The organism is Paenibacillus sp. BIHB 4019, assembly GCF_002741035.1.
In the GTDB taxonomy this organism is placed as follows: Bacteria; Bacillota; Bacilli; order Paenibacillales; family Paenibacillaceae; genus Pristimantibacillus.
Map to the genome: position 1 here is coordinate 2735219 of NZ_CP016808.1, position 19725 is coordinate 2754943.

Below are 19725 nucleotides of genomic sequence, written 5' to 3' on the forward strand. Positions count from 1 at the left end.
GCTGTAATAGCGGCTGCTGTGTCCGCATAAAGCCTATGGCCTATGCATGAAGCTGACTTTGGATACGCAGGCTTCTGCTCATGTTTGATGCTATAATCGATCAAGATTATAATGGCTTGCTTACGTTTGCATACATGTCCTAAAGTGTTTTGCTAAAGATATAGCAAAAGCATTTTGTTTAAGGCAAGGCGAAGGTTATATTTAGGAAACGCAGCAGGCTTTTTTTTAAGGAAAGCTTAGTAATAGCTGATTTACTGCAAGGATGTAAGAAGTAGGGTGAAAAAGTCGTAGTGGAGAGTAAAGGGGTTTCTGGAGAAGCGGTAGCGTTCGTTTAAAGCTTTCCGTAGGAAAGCAGCATCGTAAGCTTATGCTTTTGGCCCTGAGTTTCAACGGCCTAGCCGGTTAATTCAAGGAAACCCAGGGGTAATGGCGATCGGAAGCAAGCTCTTTTCGCGCAGCGCAGACTCTTTTTCACCCTACTTATCTTATGAGTTTGGCAGTACTAAAAGCGCAAGACTGCAAGCGACTAGGGAGGGGCGATTTACCAATGACACAAGAAATTCGCGTACGATACGCACCGTCGCCGACGGGGCATCTGCATATTGGAAATGCAAGAACGGCCTTATTTAATTATTTATATGCCCGCAATTTGGGCGGAAAGTTTATTATCCGCATCGAAGATACGGATGTGAAGCGCAATATTGCCGGCGGAGAAGAAAGCCAGCTCACTTATTTGAAATGGCTCGGCATTGACTGGGATGAAAGCATCGACGTTGGCGGCGACTACGGTCCTTACCGTCAGACGGAGCGTCTTGATATTTACGAAAAATATTGGCAGGATTTGCTGGATCGCGGCCTGGCTTACCGCTGCTACTGCACCGAAGAGGAGCTGGAGCGTGAGCGCGAGGAGCAGACAGCCCGGGGCGAAACGCCGCGTTATTCCGGACTGCATCGCAATCTGACAGATGAGCAGCGCACGGCATTTGAGGCAGAAGGCCGCGTGCCAAGCATTCGTTTCCGCGTGCCGGAAGGCCGCACCTACAAATTTGACGATGTCGTAAAAGGGGAAATCAGCTTTGATACGGCGGAAACAGGCGATTTTGTCATTGTGAAAAAAGATGGCATCCCGACGTACAACTTTGCCGTTGCGCTGGATGACCACCTGATGAAAATTAGCCACGTGCTGCGGGGCGAAGACCACATTTCCAACACGCCGCGCCAATTGATGATTTATGAAGCATTTGGCTGGGAGCCGCCTCGCTTTGGTCATATGACGCTGATCGTTAACGAAACTCGCAAAAAGCTCAGCAAGCGCGATGAGTCGATTATCCAATTCATTGAGCAATACGATTCGCTGGGCTATTTGCCAGAGGCGATGTTCAACTTTATTACGCTGCTCGGCTGGTCGCCGGAAGGCGAGCAGGAGATCTTCACCCGTGAGCAATTAATTGAAGTATTCAATGCTGAGCGTCTCAGCAAAAGCCCGGCCGTATTCGATACGCAGAAGCTGAGCTGGATGAACAATGAATACTTGAAGAAAACAGATTTGGCGCGCGTCGTCGAGATGTGCCTGCCGCATTTGGTTAAAGCTGGCCGCGTATCTGAGCAGTTGGATGAAGCTGGCCGCGCATGGGTGAGCAGTCTCGTAGCGTTGTACCAGGACAAGCTGCGTTATGCAGCGGAAATCGTACCGCATACCGAGATTTTCTTCCAAGAGGCTGCCCAAGATGAAGAAGAAGCGACGACTGTGCTTGCAGAAGAGCAGGTGCCTGTCGTGCTTGCGGCTTTCCTCGCACAAGTAGAAGCAACTCCAGCCGAGGCATTTGATGAAGGCAGCGTGAAGGCTTCCATTAAAACGGTGCAAAAGGATACCGGCTTCAAAGGCAAACAGCTGTTTATGCCTATCCGTGCCGCTTTGACCGGACAGACGCATGGACCGGACTTGAACCAATCCATCGTGCTGCTTGGCCAAGCGAAAGTCATCGCGAGACTGAACGAGCGGTTGGGCCGCTAGGCTTGCTGCACGGAGAGAAGGCTGCGGCGCGAGTATTCGCGCTGGGCGTACTCTTTTTCACTATACGATTACGGCCGGACACAATGCCTCTTGTCACATAAGGGTGGATTGGGTATACTAGGGCTACTATTAGGAAGTTTACAGTTAACAAGCTATGAACAGGAAAAGTACGTTTTGCTGGATTTGCAGAGAGGACAACCGTCATTGCATCCAGGCCGGGTTACCCGCGGCTATTGGACAATGTAGCTGCAAGTTGTCTAATTCGGCGGGCGGAAAATTGCACCTGGGAGCTTTGTTCCGAGCCAGAGGCCCGAACAGCTGTCATGGAACGAGAGAAGTTTCGTTCGCATGCTGCGTCGGCGGCGCTTGTGGGGTAGGCGGCAACGTAGGCCTGCGTTAAAGGCTTTGAGATGGATAGCAGCTGAGCTATCTGGCAGCCATAGGTTGAAGCGGGCGAAGGCAGAAATGCCGAAGCTTGCTGCGAGCGGCGCAGATATGTTGTCAGGCTATTCAAGCAGAGTGGGACCGCGATTGAACACACGCCTCTGCAGCATGCAAATGCTGTGGGGGCTTTTTTATATGGATATGCGGCGGCCAGCTAGGCAGGACTAAGGAGCTGCGAGGAAATTAGCGTAAATCATTTCGTCGCAGTCTCTAAGAGGGGCAGCGGCCTGCTGGCTTGAGAGGAGATAAGCTGATGTTTCGCCATATTCGTTCAGATATTGAAGCGGTATTCGAAAATGATCCGGCCGCCAGAAGTCGCTTTGAGGTCGTCTTCACTTATTCCGGCCTGCATGCGATTTGGGCGCATCGGGCAGCGCATTATTTTTTTCGTCACAAATGGTTTACGGTTGCGCGTATCATATCTCAATTCAGCCGTTTTATGACGGGCATTGAAATTCACCCAGGCGCTACGATTGGCGAACGGCTGTTCATCGACCACGGGATGGGCATTGTCATCGGCGAAACATGCGAAATTGGCAATGATGTCGTCATTTATCAAGGGGTCACGCTTGGCGGTACGGGCAAGGAGAAGGGCAAGCGCCATCCGACCATCGGCAACAATGTCGTTATTGGCTCGGGCTCGAAGGTGCTGGGATCGTTCAAAATTGGCGATAATTCAAATGTAGGCTCGAATGCCGTTGTGCTGCGCGAGGTACCGCCTAATTGTACGGTTGTTGGCAACCCCGGCAGAGTGGTGAAACGAAATGGCGAGCGGGTGAAGGACAGATTGGAGCACAACCAGCTGCCTGACCCGGTTATCGAAATGCTGCGGGATATGCAAAATGAAATTGATCGTTTGAAAACAGAGTTGAAAGAGCTCAGGGAGCCTGTAACTGGAGGGGAATATCGAAAATGACGCTACATCTATATAACACGCTGACCCGCACGAAGGAAGCTTTTGAATCGCAGGAGCCGGATAAAGTTAAAATGTACGTTTGCGGGCCGACGGTATACGATTATATTCACGTTGGAAATGCAAGGCCGGTTATTTTCTTCGATGTCGTTCGGAGATATTTGGAGAGCACAGGTTATGAGGTTGATTATGTAGTCAACTTTACGGACGTGGATGATAAATTGATCCGCAAAGCGGAAGAGCTGGGATCTACCGTTCCAGAAGTGGCAGAGACCTTCATCGCGGCATTCAATGCGGATCTCGAAGCGCTTGCGGTGCATAAGGCAACGCTGAGCCCGCGCGTAACGGAGCATATTCCGGAAATCGTCGAATTTATTCAAGGCCTGCTGGACAAAGACATCGCTTATGAGAGCGAAGGCGATATTTATTTCCGCACCGCGAAGTTCGAGGACTATGGCAAGCTGTCGCATCAAAATCTGGAGGAGCTGCAATTCGGCATTCGGATTGAGGTAGGCGACCGCAAGGAGAATCCGCAGGATTTTGTGCTGTGGAAAGGGGCAAAGCCAGGCGAGATTTTCTGGGAAACTCCTTGGGGACCGGGCCGTCCCGGCTGGCATATCGAATGCTCGGCGATGGCGCGCAAATATCTCGGAGACACGCTTGATATTCATGGCGGCGGACACGACTTGCAGTTCCCGCATCATGAATGCGAGGTTGCACAATCGGAAGCATTAACGGGCAAGCCACTCGCGAATTATTGGATGCATAACGGCTATATTAACATTGATAATGTGAAAATTTCCAAGTCGCTTGGCAACGGAATCTCCGTACATGAGCTTGTAAAGCAAGTGAAGCCGCAAGCCATTCGTTATTTTGTTTTGTCGGGACACTATCGCAGCCCGCTTAATTTCAATGAAGAAGCGCTGAAGCAAGCAGTGAACAGCGTGGAGCGCATCGCGAACAGCGCATCCAATTTGCGCCATCGCCTGCAAGTGCTGGAGAGCGCGGAGCAGACGGGAGCTGCGGTTGCGGCGTTCGAGCTTGATGCTCGCTTGGCGGAAATTATGAGCGTATTTGAATCGAAAATGGACGATGATTTCAATACGCCGGATGCGATTACCGCAGTCTTTGATCTGGTTGGCGAAGCGAATCAATATTTGAATCGCGCAGATGTGAGTGCCGAGGGCGTGCAGGCTTTTCTGGATGTGCTGGAGCAAATGGACGAGGTGCTTGGCTTAATTCCGCCACAGTCGGCCGAAGCGGATCTGCTTGATGAGGAGATTGAGCAGCTGATTGTCGAAAGAACGGAAGCGCGCCAGTCGAAAAACTGGGCTAGAGCAGACGAAATTCGCGATTTGCTGACAGAGAAAGGCATCGCTCTTGAGGATACGCCGCAAGGCATCCGTTGGCGCCGCCTATGAGTGAACCGCATAACAGCGAGGCGCTAGCGAACGATTTATTGTTTTACTCGCCTTCGAAAAAAACAAACCTGCTGAATCCCGTCGTGCTCGCCTATGTGGGCGACAGTGTGTTCGAGCTGCTGGTTCGCCAGTATTTGGTGTCGCTGCCGAATCACAAGCCGCATCACCTGCACCGCGAAGCGACGGGCATCGTCTCGGCCAAGGCGCAGCGGCGGATTTTGCTGGAGCACTGGCAGCCGCTGCTGACCGAGGAAGAGGCAGATGTGGTGCGGCGCGGACGCAATACGAAGTCAGGTGCGCCGCCAAAAAATGCTGACCCCGCCGATTATCGTCAAGCTACCGCGCTTGAATGTCTCGTTGGGTATTTATATTATGAAGGCCGCATTCAGCGCTTGCATGAGTTATTCGCCTGTGCGATTGCAGCAAGAGAAGACGGAGAGGAACGGCCGGCACAGCCAGCCGCCCCTCCCACCGCAGCCAAGAAAACAAAGGAGGGCGAATAATGACTGAGACTACCCCGCAAGATGAAATTATTGCTGGCAAGCATCCCGTACTGGAGGCGCTTCGTTCCGGGCGTGAAATCAATAAAATTTGGATCGCCGAAGGCGCCCAGAAGAGCATGACACAGCCGATTACGGCAGAGGCGAAAAAAAGCGGAATTATCGTGCAATTTGTCGATAAAAGGAAGCTTGATGGCATGGCCGAGGGCGTTCAGCATCAAGGCGTTATTGCGCAGGCGGCTGCTTTTCGCTACGCCGAGATTGAAGAAATATTAGAAGCGGCGCGCAGCCGCAATGAGACGCCTTTTATTTTGCTGCTGGATGAAATTGAGGACCCTCATAATTTGGGCTCCATTCTGCGGACCGCGGAATGCACCGGCGTTCATGGCGTTATTATTCCGAAGCGCCGCGCGGTCGGATTAACGGCTACCGTCTCCAAAACGTCGGCGGGAGCGGCGGAATATGTGCCGGTTGCCCGCGTGACAAACCTGGCGCAAACGATTGATCGGCTCAAGGAAGAAGGCATATGGATAGCAGGTACGGATGTCAGTGCCAAGCAGGAAATTTATTCGATGAAATTCGACATGCCGCTTGCTGTCGTCATCGGCAATGAAGGCAAAGGGATTGGCCGCCTCATCAAAGAAAAATGCGATTTTCTGGTGAAGCTTCCGATGCAGGGCCAGCTTAATTCGCTGAATGCCTCCGTTGCTGCGGGCGTGTTCATGTACGAAGTGGTTAGACAGCGCCGGAGCGTTTAAAGCATGAAACGGCGTGACGATATTTTGCTAGTGGATGGCTACAACATGATTGGGGCCTGGCCCGTGCTGGAAAAGCTGAAAGCCATCGATCTCGAGGAAGCAAGGGACAAGCTGCTTGATATGCTCGCGGATTATCAGGGGTTTACCGGCATGGCGGTCTATGTCATTTTCGATGCGCATCAGGTGCCTGGGCTTGGAGCGACCTTTAAGCACCATAAGCTGACAATTGTGTATACGAAGGAAAAGGAAACAGCGGATGAATGCATTGAGCGTATGGTAGTTGAGCTGTTTCAAAAAAGACGCCATTTGTATGTCGCTACTTCTGATCTCGTAGAACAGCATGTCGCTTTCGCCCATGGGGCGCTTCGCCTCTCGGCACGAGAGCTGTTAATTGAAATTGAGCAGAACCGCAAGCAAATTGAGCTTACGCTGAGGGAAGAAACGAAGAGCCGCCGCAATACGGTGGACAACAGTCTTAGCCTTGAAATTCGCATGCAGCTGGAAAGGCTTAGGCGGGGCAAGAAATAACCGGGCGCCCTAAGGCTGCGGCGAATTATTTCTGGATGTATCTGTAAAATTTTCGACACTTTGAATAGGTTTTGTTATCGATTCGGGGTCTAAATCGGTTGACGTTGTCAGGTTACATAATGTATACTGGCTCTATATTTGCTGGCTATGAATCTAGCGGCGTACGCCTTGCAGGCCGGAGGGATAGTTTGTGAGCATCGACCTCAAAGAATGGAGTACGCTCGAATATGACTGCAGTACGGACGAGGAAATCGTAGAAGCGGTTCGCAATGGCGACAGTCTGGCGCTCGAATATTTGATTAACAAATATAAGAATTTCGTTCGAGCTAAAGCACGCTCTTATTTTCTTATCGGTGCGGACCGGGAAGATATTGTGCAGGAAGGCATGATCGGACTGTATAAGTCTATTCGCGACTTTAAAGGGGACAAGCTCGCAAGCTTTAAAGCATTTGCAGAGCTGTGCATTACGCGGCAGATTATAACGGCGATTAAGACGGCCACCAGGCAGAAGCATATCCCGCTCAATTCCTATGTCTCGCTCGATAAGCCCATTTACGATGAAGACTCCGATCGTACTTTGCTTGATGTCATATGCGGGACCCGGGTATCAGATCCGGAAGAGTTGATCATTAACCAGGAAGAGTTTAGCGGTCTGGAAGACAAAATGTCCGAGATTTTGAGTGATCTTGAACGCAAGGTGCTCATGCTTTATTTGGATGGAAGGTCCTATCAGGAAATAGCAGTTGATCTGGATCGTCATGTGAAGTCTATTGATAATGCACTACAGCGCGTGAAGCGGAAGCTGGAACGTTATTTGGAAGTCCGGGACATAAGCGGGTAACAGTGTCATCATACTTATAGCTTAAGTGAGAATGCAGAAGCTGTCCTTTTCTCTGTAATTGTAGAAGAGGATGGCTTCATTTCCGTTTTAAATCGGAAAATGCTGCCTATACTTGTAGAAACAGGGCGGACCCGATGCCGCCTTGTTTCCAGCTTTTGTACAAGCTCGCATTCTATCTTTTACATTGACATCCAGTATGTCGTGTGATAAAGTGTTCGGGTAGGCCTAAATATGAGGTTTTTTTTCGTGTTGGCCTTCATTTCATCTTGAGGTACTGCATGTTTCAGGGTGAACAGGTATTTAGTAGCAGTTCGGGAGGTGTAATTCAATGCGGGTTATTATCACGTTGGCATGCACAAACTGCAAACAGAGAAACTATGCGAGCAGCAAGAACAAACGCAATCACCCCGACCGCATCGAGTTGAAGAAGTTTTGCAAGTTTTGTAACGAGCAGACTCCTCATCGCGAGACGAGATAGTCAAATGGAGGTGTGACCGTGGCATTTTTGGCTAAAGTGAAGCAAAGCTTCGGAACAACGTTTGGTTTCTTTGCTGACAGCTGGGCAGAACTGAAAAAGGTTCGTTGGCCAAACCGTAAAGAGTTGACAAGCTATTCTATCGTTGTCGTTTTGACGATTACGGCTGTGACGATTTACTTTTGGCTTCTTGACATCGGGATCTCGTCTCTAGTTGAACTGATTGTTTAAGAAGGGTCCAAAGGTGAATTGAAATGGAAAAAAGATGGTATGTCGTACACACTTACGCCGGTTATGAGAACAAAGTAAAAGCCAATTTGGAACGCCGTTTGGAATCGATGGGCATGGAAGACAAGATCTTCCGCGTACTAGTTCCGATGGAAGAAGAAGTGGTCGAGAAGGACGGCAAGAAAAAAACCGTTCAACGTAAAGTTTATCCAGGCTACGTTCTCGTAGAAATGGTTCAAACTGACGATTCTTGGTATGTTGTTCGCAATACGCCGGGTGTTACAGGATTCGTAGGATCGACAGGATCAGGCTCGAAGCCGATCGCTCTTATGCCAGACGAAGTCGAACAGATTTTGAAGCATATGGGTATGGAGGAACCGAAGCCGAAGATCGAATTCGATCTGAAGGAAACTGTACGGGTCAAGGAAGGTCCGTTCGCGGATTTCGTTGGTACAGTAGAAGAAATTTTGCTGGACAAAGCGAAGCTCAAGGTTCATGTCAACATGTTTGGCAGAGAAACGCCAGTTGAGTTGGATTATACTCAAGTGGAGAAGATCTAGTTCCGGTATTTCTGTAGAACGCCAGCTTGCTGGAGTGATGCAGAAGCACCAAACTCGTTAGTTGTATGTTGTGGATTACCAGGGTAAGGAGGTGTATAGTCATGGCTAAGAAAGTCATCAAGATGGTCAAACTGCAAGTTCCTGCAGGTAAAGCGAATCCAGCTCCACCTATCGGTCCGGCGCTCGGTCAAGCAGGCGTTAACATTATGGCGTTCTGTAAAGAGTTTAACGCTCGTACAGCAGATCAAGCAGGTTTGATTATTCCGGTTGTTATTTCCGTATTTGAGGATCGTTCATTCACATTCGAAACTAAAACTCCACCGGCAGCAGTATTGCTCCGCGTAGCAGCAGGTATCGAAAAAGGATCAGGCGAGCCGAACAAGAAGAAAGTAGCTACCGTTAATCGCGCTAAGGTCCGTGAAATCGCGGAACAAAAAATGCCCGACTTGAATGCAGCTTCCGTTGAAGCAGCAATGCTTATGATCGAAGGCACTGCACGCAGCATGGGCGTTACAATCGTTGACTAATTGCGTTTGATCCGTTAGGATAACAAACGAAGGGCTGACTGTTACAAGGATGCTCGGACTGTGAAGCTTAGGCTTCACTGTGGGAGGATTTTCCCTAGGAGGATTTTCCGCTATAACCACTTGAGGAGGATATTTACAATGGCTAAACATGGCAAGAAGTATGTAGAAGCTTCCAAGCTGATCGATAGCGAAGCGACTTACGAGTCGTTAGAAGCGATTGAGCTTGTGAAAAAAGCAGCAACAGCTAAATTCGACGAATCCGTTGAAGTAGCTGTACGTCTGGGTGTAGACCCTCGTAAACAAGACCAAGCAGTGCGCGGCGTCGTTGTACTTCCGCACGGTACTGGTAAAACTAAACGCGTCCTCGTATTCGCAAAAGGCGACAAAGCGAAGGAAGCAGAAGCTGCTGGCGCTGATTTTGTCGGCGACGCAGACATGATTAACAAAATCCAACAAGGCTGGTTCGATTTCGACGTTTGCGTAGCAACGCCGGATATGATGGCTGAAGTTGGTAAACTTGGTCGTATTCTCGGTGGTAAAGGCCTTATGCCTAACCCTAAAGCCGGCACAGTAACGTTTGACGTTTCTAAAGCCGTGCAAGAGATTAAAGCCGGTAAAATTGAATACCGTCTGGACAAAGCTGGTCAAATCCATGCTCCAATCGGTAAAGTATCCTTTGATGCTGATAAGCTTGATGCTAACCTTCGCGCTCTTGTAGAAGCTTTGGTTCGTGCTAAACCAGCTGCAGCTAAAGGTGTATACTTGAAAAACATCGCCGTTTCCTCGACAATGGGCCCTGGCGCTCGCGTCTCCGCTGCTAGCTACCGCTAATAGCAAGGAACGGAACTAAAATCGAACACGCATACCGTAGACAGTAGGTGCCGAAAGGCTTAATTTCCTACCGAGGTGTTATGATAAAGCGTTTGGGTGCAGCCTTGGGTTGCACTAACGAACCATCATGGCCTTCGCTACTTATAGCGGAGGCTTTTCTCATGCATCGCGGCAAGAGATCTGACTCGTCAAATAACGGAATGTACAAATAATACAGGAGGTGTACAGTTTGGCAAACGCAAATATCATCCAAGAGAAACAACAAGCGGTTGAAGTTATTACAGCAAAACTTCGTGATAGCTCCAGCACTGTCGTTGCCGATTATCGCGGATTGAACGTTGCGCAAGTTACAGAACTTCGCAAACAACTGCGTGAGGCTGGCATCGAGTTTCAAGTTTTGAAAAACTCGCTAGTTCGCCGTGCTACTGAAGCAGCTGGTCTTTCTGAGTTGAATGAGATTCTAACTGGACCGACAGCTATTGCTTTCGGTAACGAAGATGCAGTTGCTCCAGCAAAAATTCTTAATGATTTCGCTAAAAAGAACGACGCTCTGAAACTTAAAGGCGGCGTTGTTGAAGGTAAAATCGTTGATATGGATCAAATCAAAGCGCTGGCGGAACTTCCGTCCCGCGATGGATTGCTTTCCATGCTCCTCAGCGTATTGCAAGCCCCAGTGCGCAACTTCGCGCTTGCGGTTAAAGCAGTTGGCGAGCAAAAAGAAGCTCAAGCTTAATTTTTTTCACACGTATCGAATCTGCTGCTCGTTTAAACTGGCAGCTTAAAAAAACTAAACCCACTTCTGGAGGTATAACCATGTCTAAAGATCAAATCTTGGAAGCCATTAAAGTTATGACCGTTCTTGAACTGAACGATCTTGTTAAAGCAATCGAAGAAGAATTCGGCGTTACTGCTGCTGCTCCTGTAGCTGCTGTTGGCGGCGGCGCAGCTGTTGAAGCTGAGCAAACTGAGTTCACTGTTATCCTTAACAACGCTGGTGCTTCCAAAATCAACGTTATCAAAGTCGTTCGCGAAATCACAGGTCTTGGCCTGAAAGAAGCGAAAGATTTGGTTGATAGCGCTCCTAAAGCAATCAAAGAAAACGTTGCTAAAGAAGAAGCAGAAGCAGTTAAAGCTAAGCTTGAAGAAGCTGGCGCAGCTGTAGAAGTTAAGTAATATCTCTTCTTTAGAAGATAGCGGGCCCCTTGAAACGCTACGTTTCAAGGGGTTCGTTCTATGTTTAAAATAAAAGTAATTATAAGCTAGACACTTATAAATGCTTTTATTTCATCGCGAAACGGAAGTTTTGCCACCAGAGGATGGCAACAGCCGTTTACGTTTGAATCTATGCAAGTATAAGGTTCGATCTTATCAGGTCAGGGGGGATTCGCATGTCAGACCATTACTATTCGCCAAGCCCCGGCGTGAAAAGTGACCGGCGCGTTCACGAAGAAAAGCTGCGCGGTTTTGAATTGAAATTTATGACGGATGCTGGCGTTTTTTCGAAAACGGGTGTCGATTATGGCACGCGTGTGCTGCTGGATGCACTGGAGCTGAAGGGCGAACGCAGCGTATTGGATGTCGGGTGCGGATACGGGCCGATCGGTCTTACCATTGCTCGGCTTGCTCCGGAAAGCCATGTTACGATGATAGATGTGAATGAAAGAGCGGTAGAGCTGTCCAAAGAAAACGCGCACAACAACGGCATAAAGAATATAACGGTTTATCAAAGCGACGTGTATGAAGCGGTTCGGCAGTCCACATTTGATATGATCGTCACTAACCCTCCTATACGGGCTGGGAAAGAGATTGTACATCGTATTTTTGAAGAAGGCTATGGGCTATTGGCTCCTGGCGGAACGATGTGGGTCGTCATTCAGAAAAAGCAGGGCGCCGCATCAGCGGAAGCGAAGCTTGAGACGTTGTTCAGTGAAGTAATCGAAGTGACGAAAGATAAGGGCTATCGAATTTACAAAGCTGTTAAATGAGTCATTTGATTTCTTGACTTGACTTTCTATATGTGGTAAGATTATAAAATGTCAGCATTAAATTGGGCTAAATCTCTTTAGTCAACTAAAATGTCAAGTGCGAATTTTTAGCGCAAAATGCATATAGAATGCGTAGTTGACGTATAATGTTTACATTTTGGGCAAAATTACTTGATATGGATTCTATACGCTTGCGCTGCGTATGGTTGGCTCGTGGAACATGCTCTTTTTTCGAACTATTCGATAAGGGCTTTTCTTTATTTGAATAAGTAAGCAGTTACGCAGTACGTTTCGTTGCTGTGAGACAGACATGAGGGGTGAGGTTAAGTTGGCAGGACAACTTGTTCAGTATGGTCGGCGCACGCGGAGAAGTTATGCCCGAATCAACGAGGTGCTGGAAGTCCCGAACCTGATTGAAATCCAACAAAAATCGTACGAAAAATTCTTGGAAACGGATTTAATTGAATTATTCCAAGATATTTCGCCGATTCAGGACTTTACGGGCAATCTATCGCTTGAGTTTATCGACTACAGCTTGGGCGAACCGAAATATTCGGTCGATGAATCAAAAGAACGCGATGTGACGTATGCTGCTCCACTACGCGTGAAAGTGCGTCTCTTTAATAAAGAGACGGGCGAAGTGAAGGAACAGGAAGTTTTCATGGGTGACTTCCCGCTGATGACAGAGACCGGCACGTTTATCATTAACGGAGCGGAACGGGTTATTGTCAGCCAATTGGTGCGCTCCCCAAGTGTGTACTTCAGCACGAAGGTTGATAAAAACGGGAAGAAAAACTACACAGCGACCGTTATCCCGAATCGTGGAGCTTGGTTAGAGCTGGAGACGGATGCTAAAGATATTGTCTACGTTCGTATCGACCGCACTCGGAAAATTCCGGTTACGGTACTTTTGCGTTCGTTAGGCTTCGGCACTGACGCTGAAATATTGGAATTGCTCGGCCATGACGAGTATATTCGCAATACGCTTGATAAAGACAACACGGATTCTACCGAGAAAGCGCTGATTGAAATTTATGAGCGCCTTCGTCCAGGTGAGCCGCCTACGCTTGATAACGCGAAGAGCTTGCTTGTAGCACGCTTCTTTGATCCGAAACGCTATGATCTAGCAAATGTAGGACGTTACAAGATTAACAAAAAGCTTCATATCAAAAACCGTCTGTTCAACCAGCGCTTGGCTGAAACGCTTGTCGATCCTTCGACAGGTGAAATTATTGCCGAAGCAGGTCAAATGATTGACCGCCGCTTGCTGGATGACATTTTGGAGAAGCTTGAAACGAATGTCGGCTTCAAAACGTATCATGTCGCCAATGGCGTACTTGATGCAGATAGTATTCCACTGCAAGCAATCAGTGTATTCTCGCCGCTTGACGAATCCAAAGTGATTAAAGTCATCGCGAACGGAATTATTGATAAAGCAGTGAAACACGTCACGCCGGCAGATATTATTGCTTCCATTAACTATTTCCTTAACCTGCTTCAAGGTGTAGGAAGCACGGATGACATTGACCACTTGGGCAACCGTCGTCTGCGTTCTGTAGGGGAGCTTCTGCAAAACCAATTCCGTATCGGTTTATCCCGTATGGAAAGAGTTGTGCGTGAACGGATGTCGATTCAGGATGCTAATGCAATTACGCCGCAGGCGCTGATTAACATTCGTCCCGTTATAGCTTCGATTAAAGAGTTCTTTGGATCCTCACAGCTCTCGCAGTTTATGGACCAAACGAATCCGCTTGCTGAACTGACGCACAAACGCCGTCTGTCTGCACTCGGACCCGGCGGTTTGACGCGTGAGCGCGCGGGCTTTGAAGTCCGTGACGTCCATCACTCCCACTATGGGCGGATGTGTCCAATCGAGACGCCAGAGGGACCGAATATCGGTCTGATCAACTCCTTGTCCTCCTTTGCCCGCATTAACGAATATGGCTTCATTGAAGCTCCTTATCGTTGGGTAGATGCGAAGACAGGAATTGTAACGGAACAAATTTCATATTTGACTGCAGATGAAGAAGACAACTATGTAATCGCGCAAGCGAATGCGAAGCTGACTCCAGAAGGAACATTCGAAGAGAGCAGCGTTATCGTTCGTTACAACAAGCAAGCTGATAACATCCTTACGATGCCAAGCGAGCGCGTTGACTACATGGACGTTTCTCCTAAGCAGGTAGTATCGGTTGCGACGGCGCTTATTCCGTTCCTGGAAAACGATGACTCCAACCGTGCGCTAATGGGTTCCAACATGCAGCGGCAAGCTGTACCTCTCTTGATCCCGAAAGCACCGCTTGTCGGTACGGGTATGGAGCATAAGTCGGCTAAAGACTCCGGTGTATGTATTGTCTCCAAACATGATGGAATTATTGAACGTGTATCTGCCAATGAAATTTGGCTTCGCCGTGTAGAGCAAATTGACGGCAAGTCGGTAACTGGCGATCTCGTTAAGCATAAGCTTCATAAGTTTACGCGTTCCAACCAAGGAACATGCATTAACCAGCGTCCGCTTGTACACAAAGGCGACGTTATCCAAAAAGGCGATATTCTCGCTGATGGACCGTCAACTGAGCAAGGCGAATTGGCACTGGGCCGCAACGTGGTCGTTGCCTTTATGACATGGGAAGGCTACAACTATGAGGATGCTATCCTTCTTAGTGAAAAGCTTGTTAAAGAAGACGTATATACCTCGATCCATATTGAGGAGTATGAGTCGGAAGCCCGTGATACGAAGCTTGGACCAGAAGAAATTACACGCGACATTCCGAATGTCGGGGAAGAAGCACTGAAAAATCTTGACGAGCGCGGTATTATTCGTGTTGGTGCAGAAATCAGTGCAGGCGATATTCTCGTTGGTAAAGTAACACCTAAAGGTGTAACAGAGCTGACAGCTGAAGAGCGTCTTCTTCATGCGATTTTCGGTGAAAAAGCTCGTGAAGTAAGGGATACTTCGCTTCGCGTACCGCATGGTACTGACGGAATCGTTGTGGACGTAAAAGTATTTACCCGCGAGAACGGCGATGAGCTGCCTCCTGGTGTAAATCAACTCGTTCGTGCATATATCGCTCAAAAACGGAAAATTTCCGAGGGTGATAAAATGGCCGGACGTCACGGTAATAAAGGGGTTATTGCCCGCATTATGCCGGAAGAAGATATGCCTTTCCTGCCAGATGGCACACCAGTAGAAGTTGTTCTCAACCCGCTGGGCGTACCTTCCCGTATGAACATCGGCCAAGCGCTGGAAGTTCACTTGGGTCTCGCTTGTAAACGTCTTGGCTTGCATGCTGCGACGCCGGTATTTGACGGCGCGCGGGAGAATGACGTTTTTGATGCCATGGAAGAAGCTGGCATGCAGCGTAATGGTAAGACTGTACTTTATGATGGCCGTACGGGTGAAAACTTCGAACGTGAAGTTACCGTTGGCGTCATGTACATGATCAAGCTTGCGCACATGGTTGATGATAAAATCCATGCTCGTTCCACAGGTCCTTACTCGCTCGTTACGCAGCAGCCATTGGGTGGTAAAGCTCAATTCGGCGGACAGCGTTTCGGTGAGATGGAAGTATGGGCGCTTGAAGCATATGGTGCTGCTTACACCTTGCAAGAAATTCTTACAGTCAAATCCGATGATGTTGTTGGTCGCGTGAAGACGTATGAGTCGATTGTTAAGGGCGAGAACGTGCCAGAGCCGGGCGTACCAGAGTCATTCAAAGTATTGATCAAAGAACTTCAAAGTTTGGGTATGGACGTCAAAATCCTGACCGAAAATGAAGAAGAGATCGAGCTGAGAGAGTCGGATGACGATGATGACGCAGCAGGAGATAAGCTGAATCTTAATTTAGAAGGCGCTGAAGTAGGCGCTCTTGAATAAAAACCTAGCCCAGCTGCGTGTGCGCTCTAGCGAATACGCAGCCGCTAGTATGCATGAAATAGCCATACATGACGAAGGAGGGTTGCTCCTTGTTGGACGTGAACAACTTCGAGTATATGAAAATTGGGCTTGCCTCGCCTGAGAAAATTCGTTCCTGGTCCCGCGGAGAAGTTAAAAAACCGGAAACGATCAACTATAGGACGTTAAAACCGGAGAAGGAAGGCCTCTTCTGCGAGAAAATTTTTGGTCCTACCAAAGACTGGGAGTGTCACTGCGGCAAGTACAAGCGCGTTCGCTATAAAGGCGTCGTCTGTGATCGCTGTGGCGTTGAAGTAACACGTGCGAAAGTTCGCCGTGAGCGTATGGGACATATCGAGCTTGCAGCTCCTGTATCCCATATCTGGTATTTCAAAGGGATTCCTAGCCGCATGGGCTTGGCATTGGATATGTCGCCTCGTTCGCTTGAGGAGATCATCTACTTTGCATCTTATGTTGTAACTGATCCTGGTGATACGCCGCTGGAGAAAAAGCAGCTGCTGTCCGAAAAGGAATACCGCAGCTACCGTGAGAAATATGGCTACGGCTTCCACGCTGGAATGGGTGCTGAAGCAGTCAAAAAACTGCTGCAGGACATTGAAGTGGAGAAAGAGCTGGAACAGCTTAAAGAAGAGCTTCGTACGGCTCAGGGCCAACGCCGTAACCGTGCGATCAAGCGTCTTGAAGTTATCGAAGCATTCCGTAATTCTGGCAATGAGCCGGAATGGATGATTCTCGATGTGCTTCCAGTTATCCCTCCTGAGCTTCGCCCGATGGTACAACTGGATGGCGGACGTTTTGCAACGTCTGACCTTAATGACCTGTACCGTCGTGTAATCAACCGTAACAACCGTCTGAAGCGTCTGCTTGATCTGGGTGCTCCTGACATTATCGTGCAAAATGAAAAACGCATGCTTCAAGAAGCAGTTGATGCGCTGATTGATAACGGCCGTCGTGGTCGTCCAGTGACTGGACCGGGTAACCGTCCGCTCAAATCGCTCAGCCATATGCTTAAAGGTAAGCAAGGACGTTTCCGTCAAAACTTGCTCGGTAAACGTGTCGATTACTCTGGCCGTTCCGTTATCGTAGTAGGACCGAACCTGAAGATGTTCCAATGCGGACTTCCGAAGGAAATGGCGCTTGAGCTGTTTAAGCCATTCGTTATGAAAGAACTCGTCAACAAAGGACTTGCGCACAACATTAAGAGCGCGAAGCGCAAAGTTGAGCGCGTAAGCCCTGAAGTATGGGATGTTCTTGAAGAAGTAATCAAGGAGCACCCGGTTCTTCTTAACCGTGCCCCGACCCTTCACAGACTCGGTATTCAAGCATTTGAGCCGATTTTGGTTGAAGGCCGCGCCATCAAGCTTCACCCGCTCGTATGTACCGCTTATAACGCGGATTTCGACGGTGACCAAATGGCCGTTCACGTACCTTTGTCTGCAGAAGCACAAGCGGAAGCTCGCTTGCTCATGCTTGCATCGGGCAACATTTTGAACCCTAAAGACGGCAAGCCAGTCGTTACGCCTTCCCAGGATATGGTTCTCGGCAGTTACTATCTGACGATGGACAACAAGGAAGCGCATGGTACGGGTTCGGTGTTTGCAACGGTGAATGAAGCGGTATCGGCGTACCAACGCGGTATTGTTTCGCTGCATGCACGGATCTTTATTCCGGTGAAAGTTTTGAAAAAGACTGTGTTCACCGAAAAACAACAGCAGTCGTTGATGTCAACGACGGTTGGTAAAGTTATTTTCAACGAAATTTTCCCGGAAGATTTCCCGTATATCAACGAGGCTACGAAAACGAACCTTTTGAACGGTACGCCGGATAAATATTTTGTTTACGAAAAAGGCAGTGATTTGAAAAAAATCATTGAAGAATTGCCGATAGCAGGCGGTGTAGGTAAAGATTATCTCGGTAATATTATTGCTGAGTGCTTCAGAAACTACCATACGACGCTGACGGCTGTCATCCTTGACCGTATCAAGCAGCTCGGCTTCACTTACTCCACGCGTGCAGGTATTACGATCGCCGTATCGGACGTTATCGTGCCGCCAGAGAAAACAGAGCTTCTTAAAAAATCGGATGATCAGGTTGCTATCGTTATGAATCAGTACCGTCGTGGTCTGATTACGAACGAAGAGCGTTATGACCGGATTATTAGCATTTGGAGCAAATGTAAAGACGAGCTGACGGAAATTTTGATGAAGTCTATGGATCGTTACAACAACATTATGCTCATGGTTGATTCGAAGGCACGGGGTAACAAATCGCAAATCACCCAGCTGGGCGGTATGCGTGGTCTGATGGCCAACCCATCGGGCCGCATTATCGAATTGCCAATCAAATCGAACTTCCGTGAAGGTCTGACGGTACTCGAGTACTTCATCTCGACGCATGGAGCGCGGAAAGGTCTCGCGGATACAGCTCTTCGTACAGCTGACTCCGGTTACCTGACTCGTAGGCTCGTTGACGTTGCACAAGATGTTATCGTTCGTGAAGAAGATTGCGGAACCGATAAAGGCTTCTCCGTGAGCAAAATTCAAGACGGTAAAGAGGTTATTGAGGATCTGTACGATCGTATTGAAGGCCGTTACGCTTTCGAGACGGTTCGTCATCCGAAGACTGGCGAAGTTATCGTCAGCCGCAATGATCTGATTGACTCGAACAGAGCCGATGCGATTATTGATGCGGGTATTGAAAAACTGCAAATCCGTTCCGTGCTTAGCTGCCGCGCTCGTCATGGCGTATGTAAAACTTGTTATGGCCGCAACCTGGCAACAGGCAAGCATGTTGAAATCGGAGAAGCAGTAGGTATCATTGCCGCTCAATCCATCGGTGAGCCAGGAACACAGCTCACGATGCGTACATTCCATACCGGCGGTGTTGCCGGAGACGATATTACGCAAGGTTTGCCGCGTATCCAGGAGCTTTTCGAGGCGCGTAATCCGAAAGGTCAAGCGATTATCACCGAGCTTGATGGTGTGGTCAAAGAAATTCGTGAAGCGAAGGATCGCCGTGAAATCGAAGTTCAAGGTGAAGCGGAATCCAAAACTTATGCGATCACTTACGGTTCGCGTATCCGTGTTGTAAAAGGTCAGCATCTGGAAGCCGGCGACGAGCTGACTGATGGTTCGATTGACCCTAAAGATATGCTTCGGATTAAAGGTATCCGCGGCGTTCAAAACTATATTTTGCAGGAAGTACAGCGCGTCTACCGGAACCAAGGGGTAGAAATCAATGACAAGCACATTGAAGTCATGGTTAAGCAAATGCTCCGCAAAATCCGTATCGTTGATGCGGGAGAAACGAAGCTTCTGCCAGGCGCATTCGTAGACATTCATGAATACGAGTCTGCCAACCGCGAAGCAATCTTTGCTGATAAAGAGCCAGCAGTAGCCAAACCGGTATTGCTCGGTATTACGAAAGCGTCTCTTGAGACGGATTCGTTCTTGTCGGCAGCTTCTTTCCAAGAAACGACTCGCGTCTTGACTGACGCTGCTATTAAAGGCAAAGTCGATCAATTGCTTGGTCTGAAGGAAAATGTTATTATCGGTAAGTTGATTCCAGCTGGTACGGGTATGCCGCGTTATCGCAATATCCGTCTGGTAGGGCTTGAGGATGAGCAGGAAACTGTTGTAAACCAAGGCGAATTGGAATCAGAAGCAGTTACCGTTGACTAAAGCTTGAAGCATGCATGCGGCGGCGGCCTCCCCTAGTAATTGAGGGGAAGCTGCCTGCGTATGCGTACATCGAGGCTATAGCAGCTTTTCAGAAGAGGCAATGA

Annotated in this window: 17 protein-coding genes and 1 other annotated feature; all 17 genes read left to right on the top strand. The window is 48.6% G+C overall.

Going from position 1 to position 19725, the window contains the following annotated elements; genetic code table 11:
• The first annotated feature begins 547 nt into the window (after positions 1 to 547).
• Complete coding sequence (gene gltX / locus BBD42_RS11600) at positions 548 to 2014, top strand: glutamate--tRNA ligase (RefSeq protein WP_099518287.1); 1467 nt, start codon at positions 548 to 550, stop codon at positions 2012 to 2014.
• A gap of 697 nt (positions 2015 to 2711) precedes the next feature.
• The gene (gene cysE, locus BBD42_RS11610) at positions 2712 to 3374 is read left to right on the top strand and encodes a serine O-acetyltransferase (protein WP_099518289.1); all 663 of its coding nucleotides are present in this window, start codon (positions 2712 to 2714) and stop codon (positions 3372 to 3374) included.
• Positions 3371 to 4792 carry a cysteine--tRNA ligase gene (cysS, locus tag BBD42_RS11615; RefSeq protein WP_099518290.1) on the top strand — a complete coding sequence of 474 codons (1422 nt, stop codon included), beginning with the start codon at positions 3371 to 3373 and terminating at the stop codon, positions 4790 to 4792. The genes cysE and cysS overlap by 4 nt, the downstream gene beginning before the upstream one ends.
• Positions 4789 to 5295 carry a Mini-ribonuclease 3 gene (locus BBD42_RS11620; RefSeq protein WP_099518291.1) on the top strand — a complete coding sequence of 169 codons (507 nt, stop codon included), beginning with the start codon at positions 4789 to 4791 and terminating at the stop codon, positions 5293 to 5295. Before cysS ends, BBD42_RS11620 begins: the two co-directional genes overlap by 4 nt.
• Entirely contained in the window at positions 5295 to 6050 is a 756-nt protein-coding gene (gene rlmB / locus BBD42_RS11625; protein ID WP_056035755.1) for a 23S rRNA (guanosine(2251)-2'-O)-methyltransferase RlmB, read from the top strand. Before BBD42_RS11620 ends, rlmB begins: the two co-directional genes overlap by 1 nt.
• 3 nt (positions 6051 to 6053) lie before the next feature.
• Positions 6054 to 6578, top strand: coding sequence for an NYN domain-containing protein (locus BBD42_RS11630; protein ID WP_056035757.1), 525 nt, complete (start codon positions 6054 to 6056; stop codon positions 6576 to 6578).
• 190 nt (positions 6579 to 6768) lie between these two features.
• A complete protein-coding gene (sigH, locus tag BBD42_RS11635; RefSeq protein ID WP_056035760.1) occupies positions 6769 to 7419 on the top strand; it encodes an RNA polymerase sporulation sigma factor SigH in 651 nt (216 codons plus the stop codon).
• 328 nt (positions 7420 to 7747) lie between these two features.
• Positions 7748 to 7897 (top strand): 50S ribosomal protein L33, encoded by a 150-nt coding sequence (rpmG, locus tag BBD42_RS11640; protein ID WP_015847242.1) that lies wholly within the window; start codon positions 7748 to 7750, stop codon positions 7895 to 7897.
• 18 nt (positions 7898 to 7915) lie between these two features.
• A complete protein-coding gene (gene secE, locus BBD42_RS11645; protein ID WP_046234208.1) occupies positions 7916 to 8125 on the top strand; it encodes a preprotein translocase subunit SecE in 210 nt (69 codons plus the stop codon).
• 23 nt (positions 8126 to 8148) lie between these two features.
• Positions 8149 to 8682, top strand: a complete 534-nt coding sequence (gene nusG, locus BBD42_RS11650; RefSeq protein WP_046234209.1) for a transcription termination/antitermination protein NusG — start codon at positions 8149 to 8151, stop codon at positions 8680 to 8682.
• 101 nt (positions 8683 to 8783) lie between these two features.
• Positions 8784 to 9209, top strand: a complete 426-nt coding sequence (gene rplK / locus BBD42_RS11655; protein WP_046234210.1) for a 50S ribosomal protein L11 — start codon at positions 8784 to 8786, stop codon at positions 9207 to 9209.
• A 138-nt stretch (positions 9210 to 9347) separates the two neighbouring features.
• Entirely contained in the window at positions 9348 to 10040 is a 693-nt protein-coding gene (gene rplA / locus BBD42_RS11660) for a 50S ribosomal protein L1 (protein ID WP_056035763.1), read from the top strand.
• Between the two features lie 16 nt (positions 10041 to 10056).
• Positions 10057 to 10209: a sequence feature (ribosomal protein L10 leader region), on the top strand.
• 60 nt (positions 10210 to 10269) lie between these two features.
• Entirely contained in the window at positions 10270 to 10773 is a 504-nt protein-coding gene (rplJ, locus tag BBD42_RS11665) for a 50S ribosomal protein L10 (RefSeq protein ID WP_099518292.1), read from the top strand.
• Between the two features lie 80 nt (positions 10774 to 10853).
• Entirely contained in the window at positions 10854 to 11213 is a 360-nt protein-coding gene (gene rplL / locus BBD42_RS11670) for a 50S ribosomal protein L7/L12 (protein ID WP_046234213.1), read from the top strand.
• A gap of 215 nt (positions 11214 to 11428) precedes the next feature.
• Positions 11429 to 12025, top strand: coding sequence for a class I SAM-dependent methyltransferase (locus tag BBD42_RS11675; RefSeq protein WP_099518293.1), 597 nt, complete (start codon positions 11429 to 11431; stop codon positions 12023 to 12025).
• Between the two features lie 310 nt (positions 12026 to 12335).
• Entirely contained in the window at positions 12336 to 15902 is a 3567-nt protein-coding gene (rpoB, locus tag BBD42_RS11680; RefSeq protein WP_099518294.1) for a DNA-directed RNA polymerase subunit beta, read from the top strand.
• A gap of 89 nt (positions 15903 to 15991) precedes the next feature.
• A complete protein-coding gene (gene rpoC / locus BBD42_RS11685; protein ID WP_046234216.1) occupies positions 15992 to 19621 on the top strand; it encodes a DNA-directed RNA polymerase subunit beta' in 3630 nt (1209 codons plus the stop codon).
• The last annotated feature ends 104 nt before the right edge of the window (positions 19622 to 19725 follow it).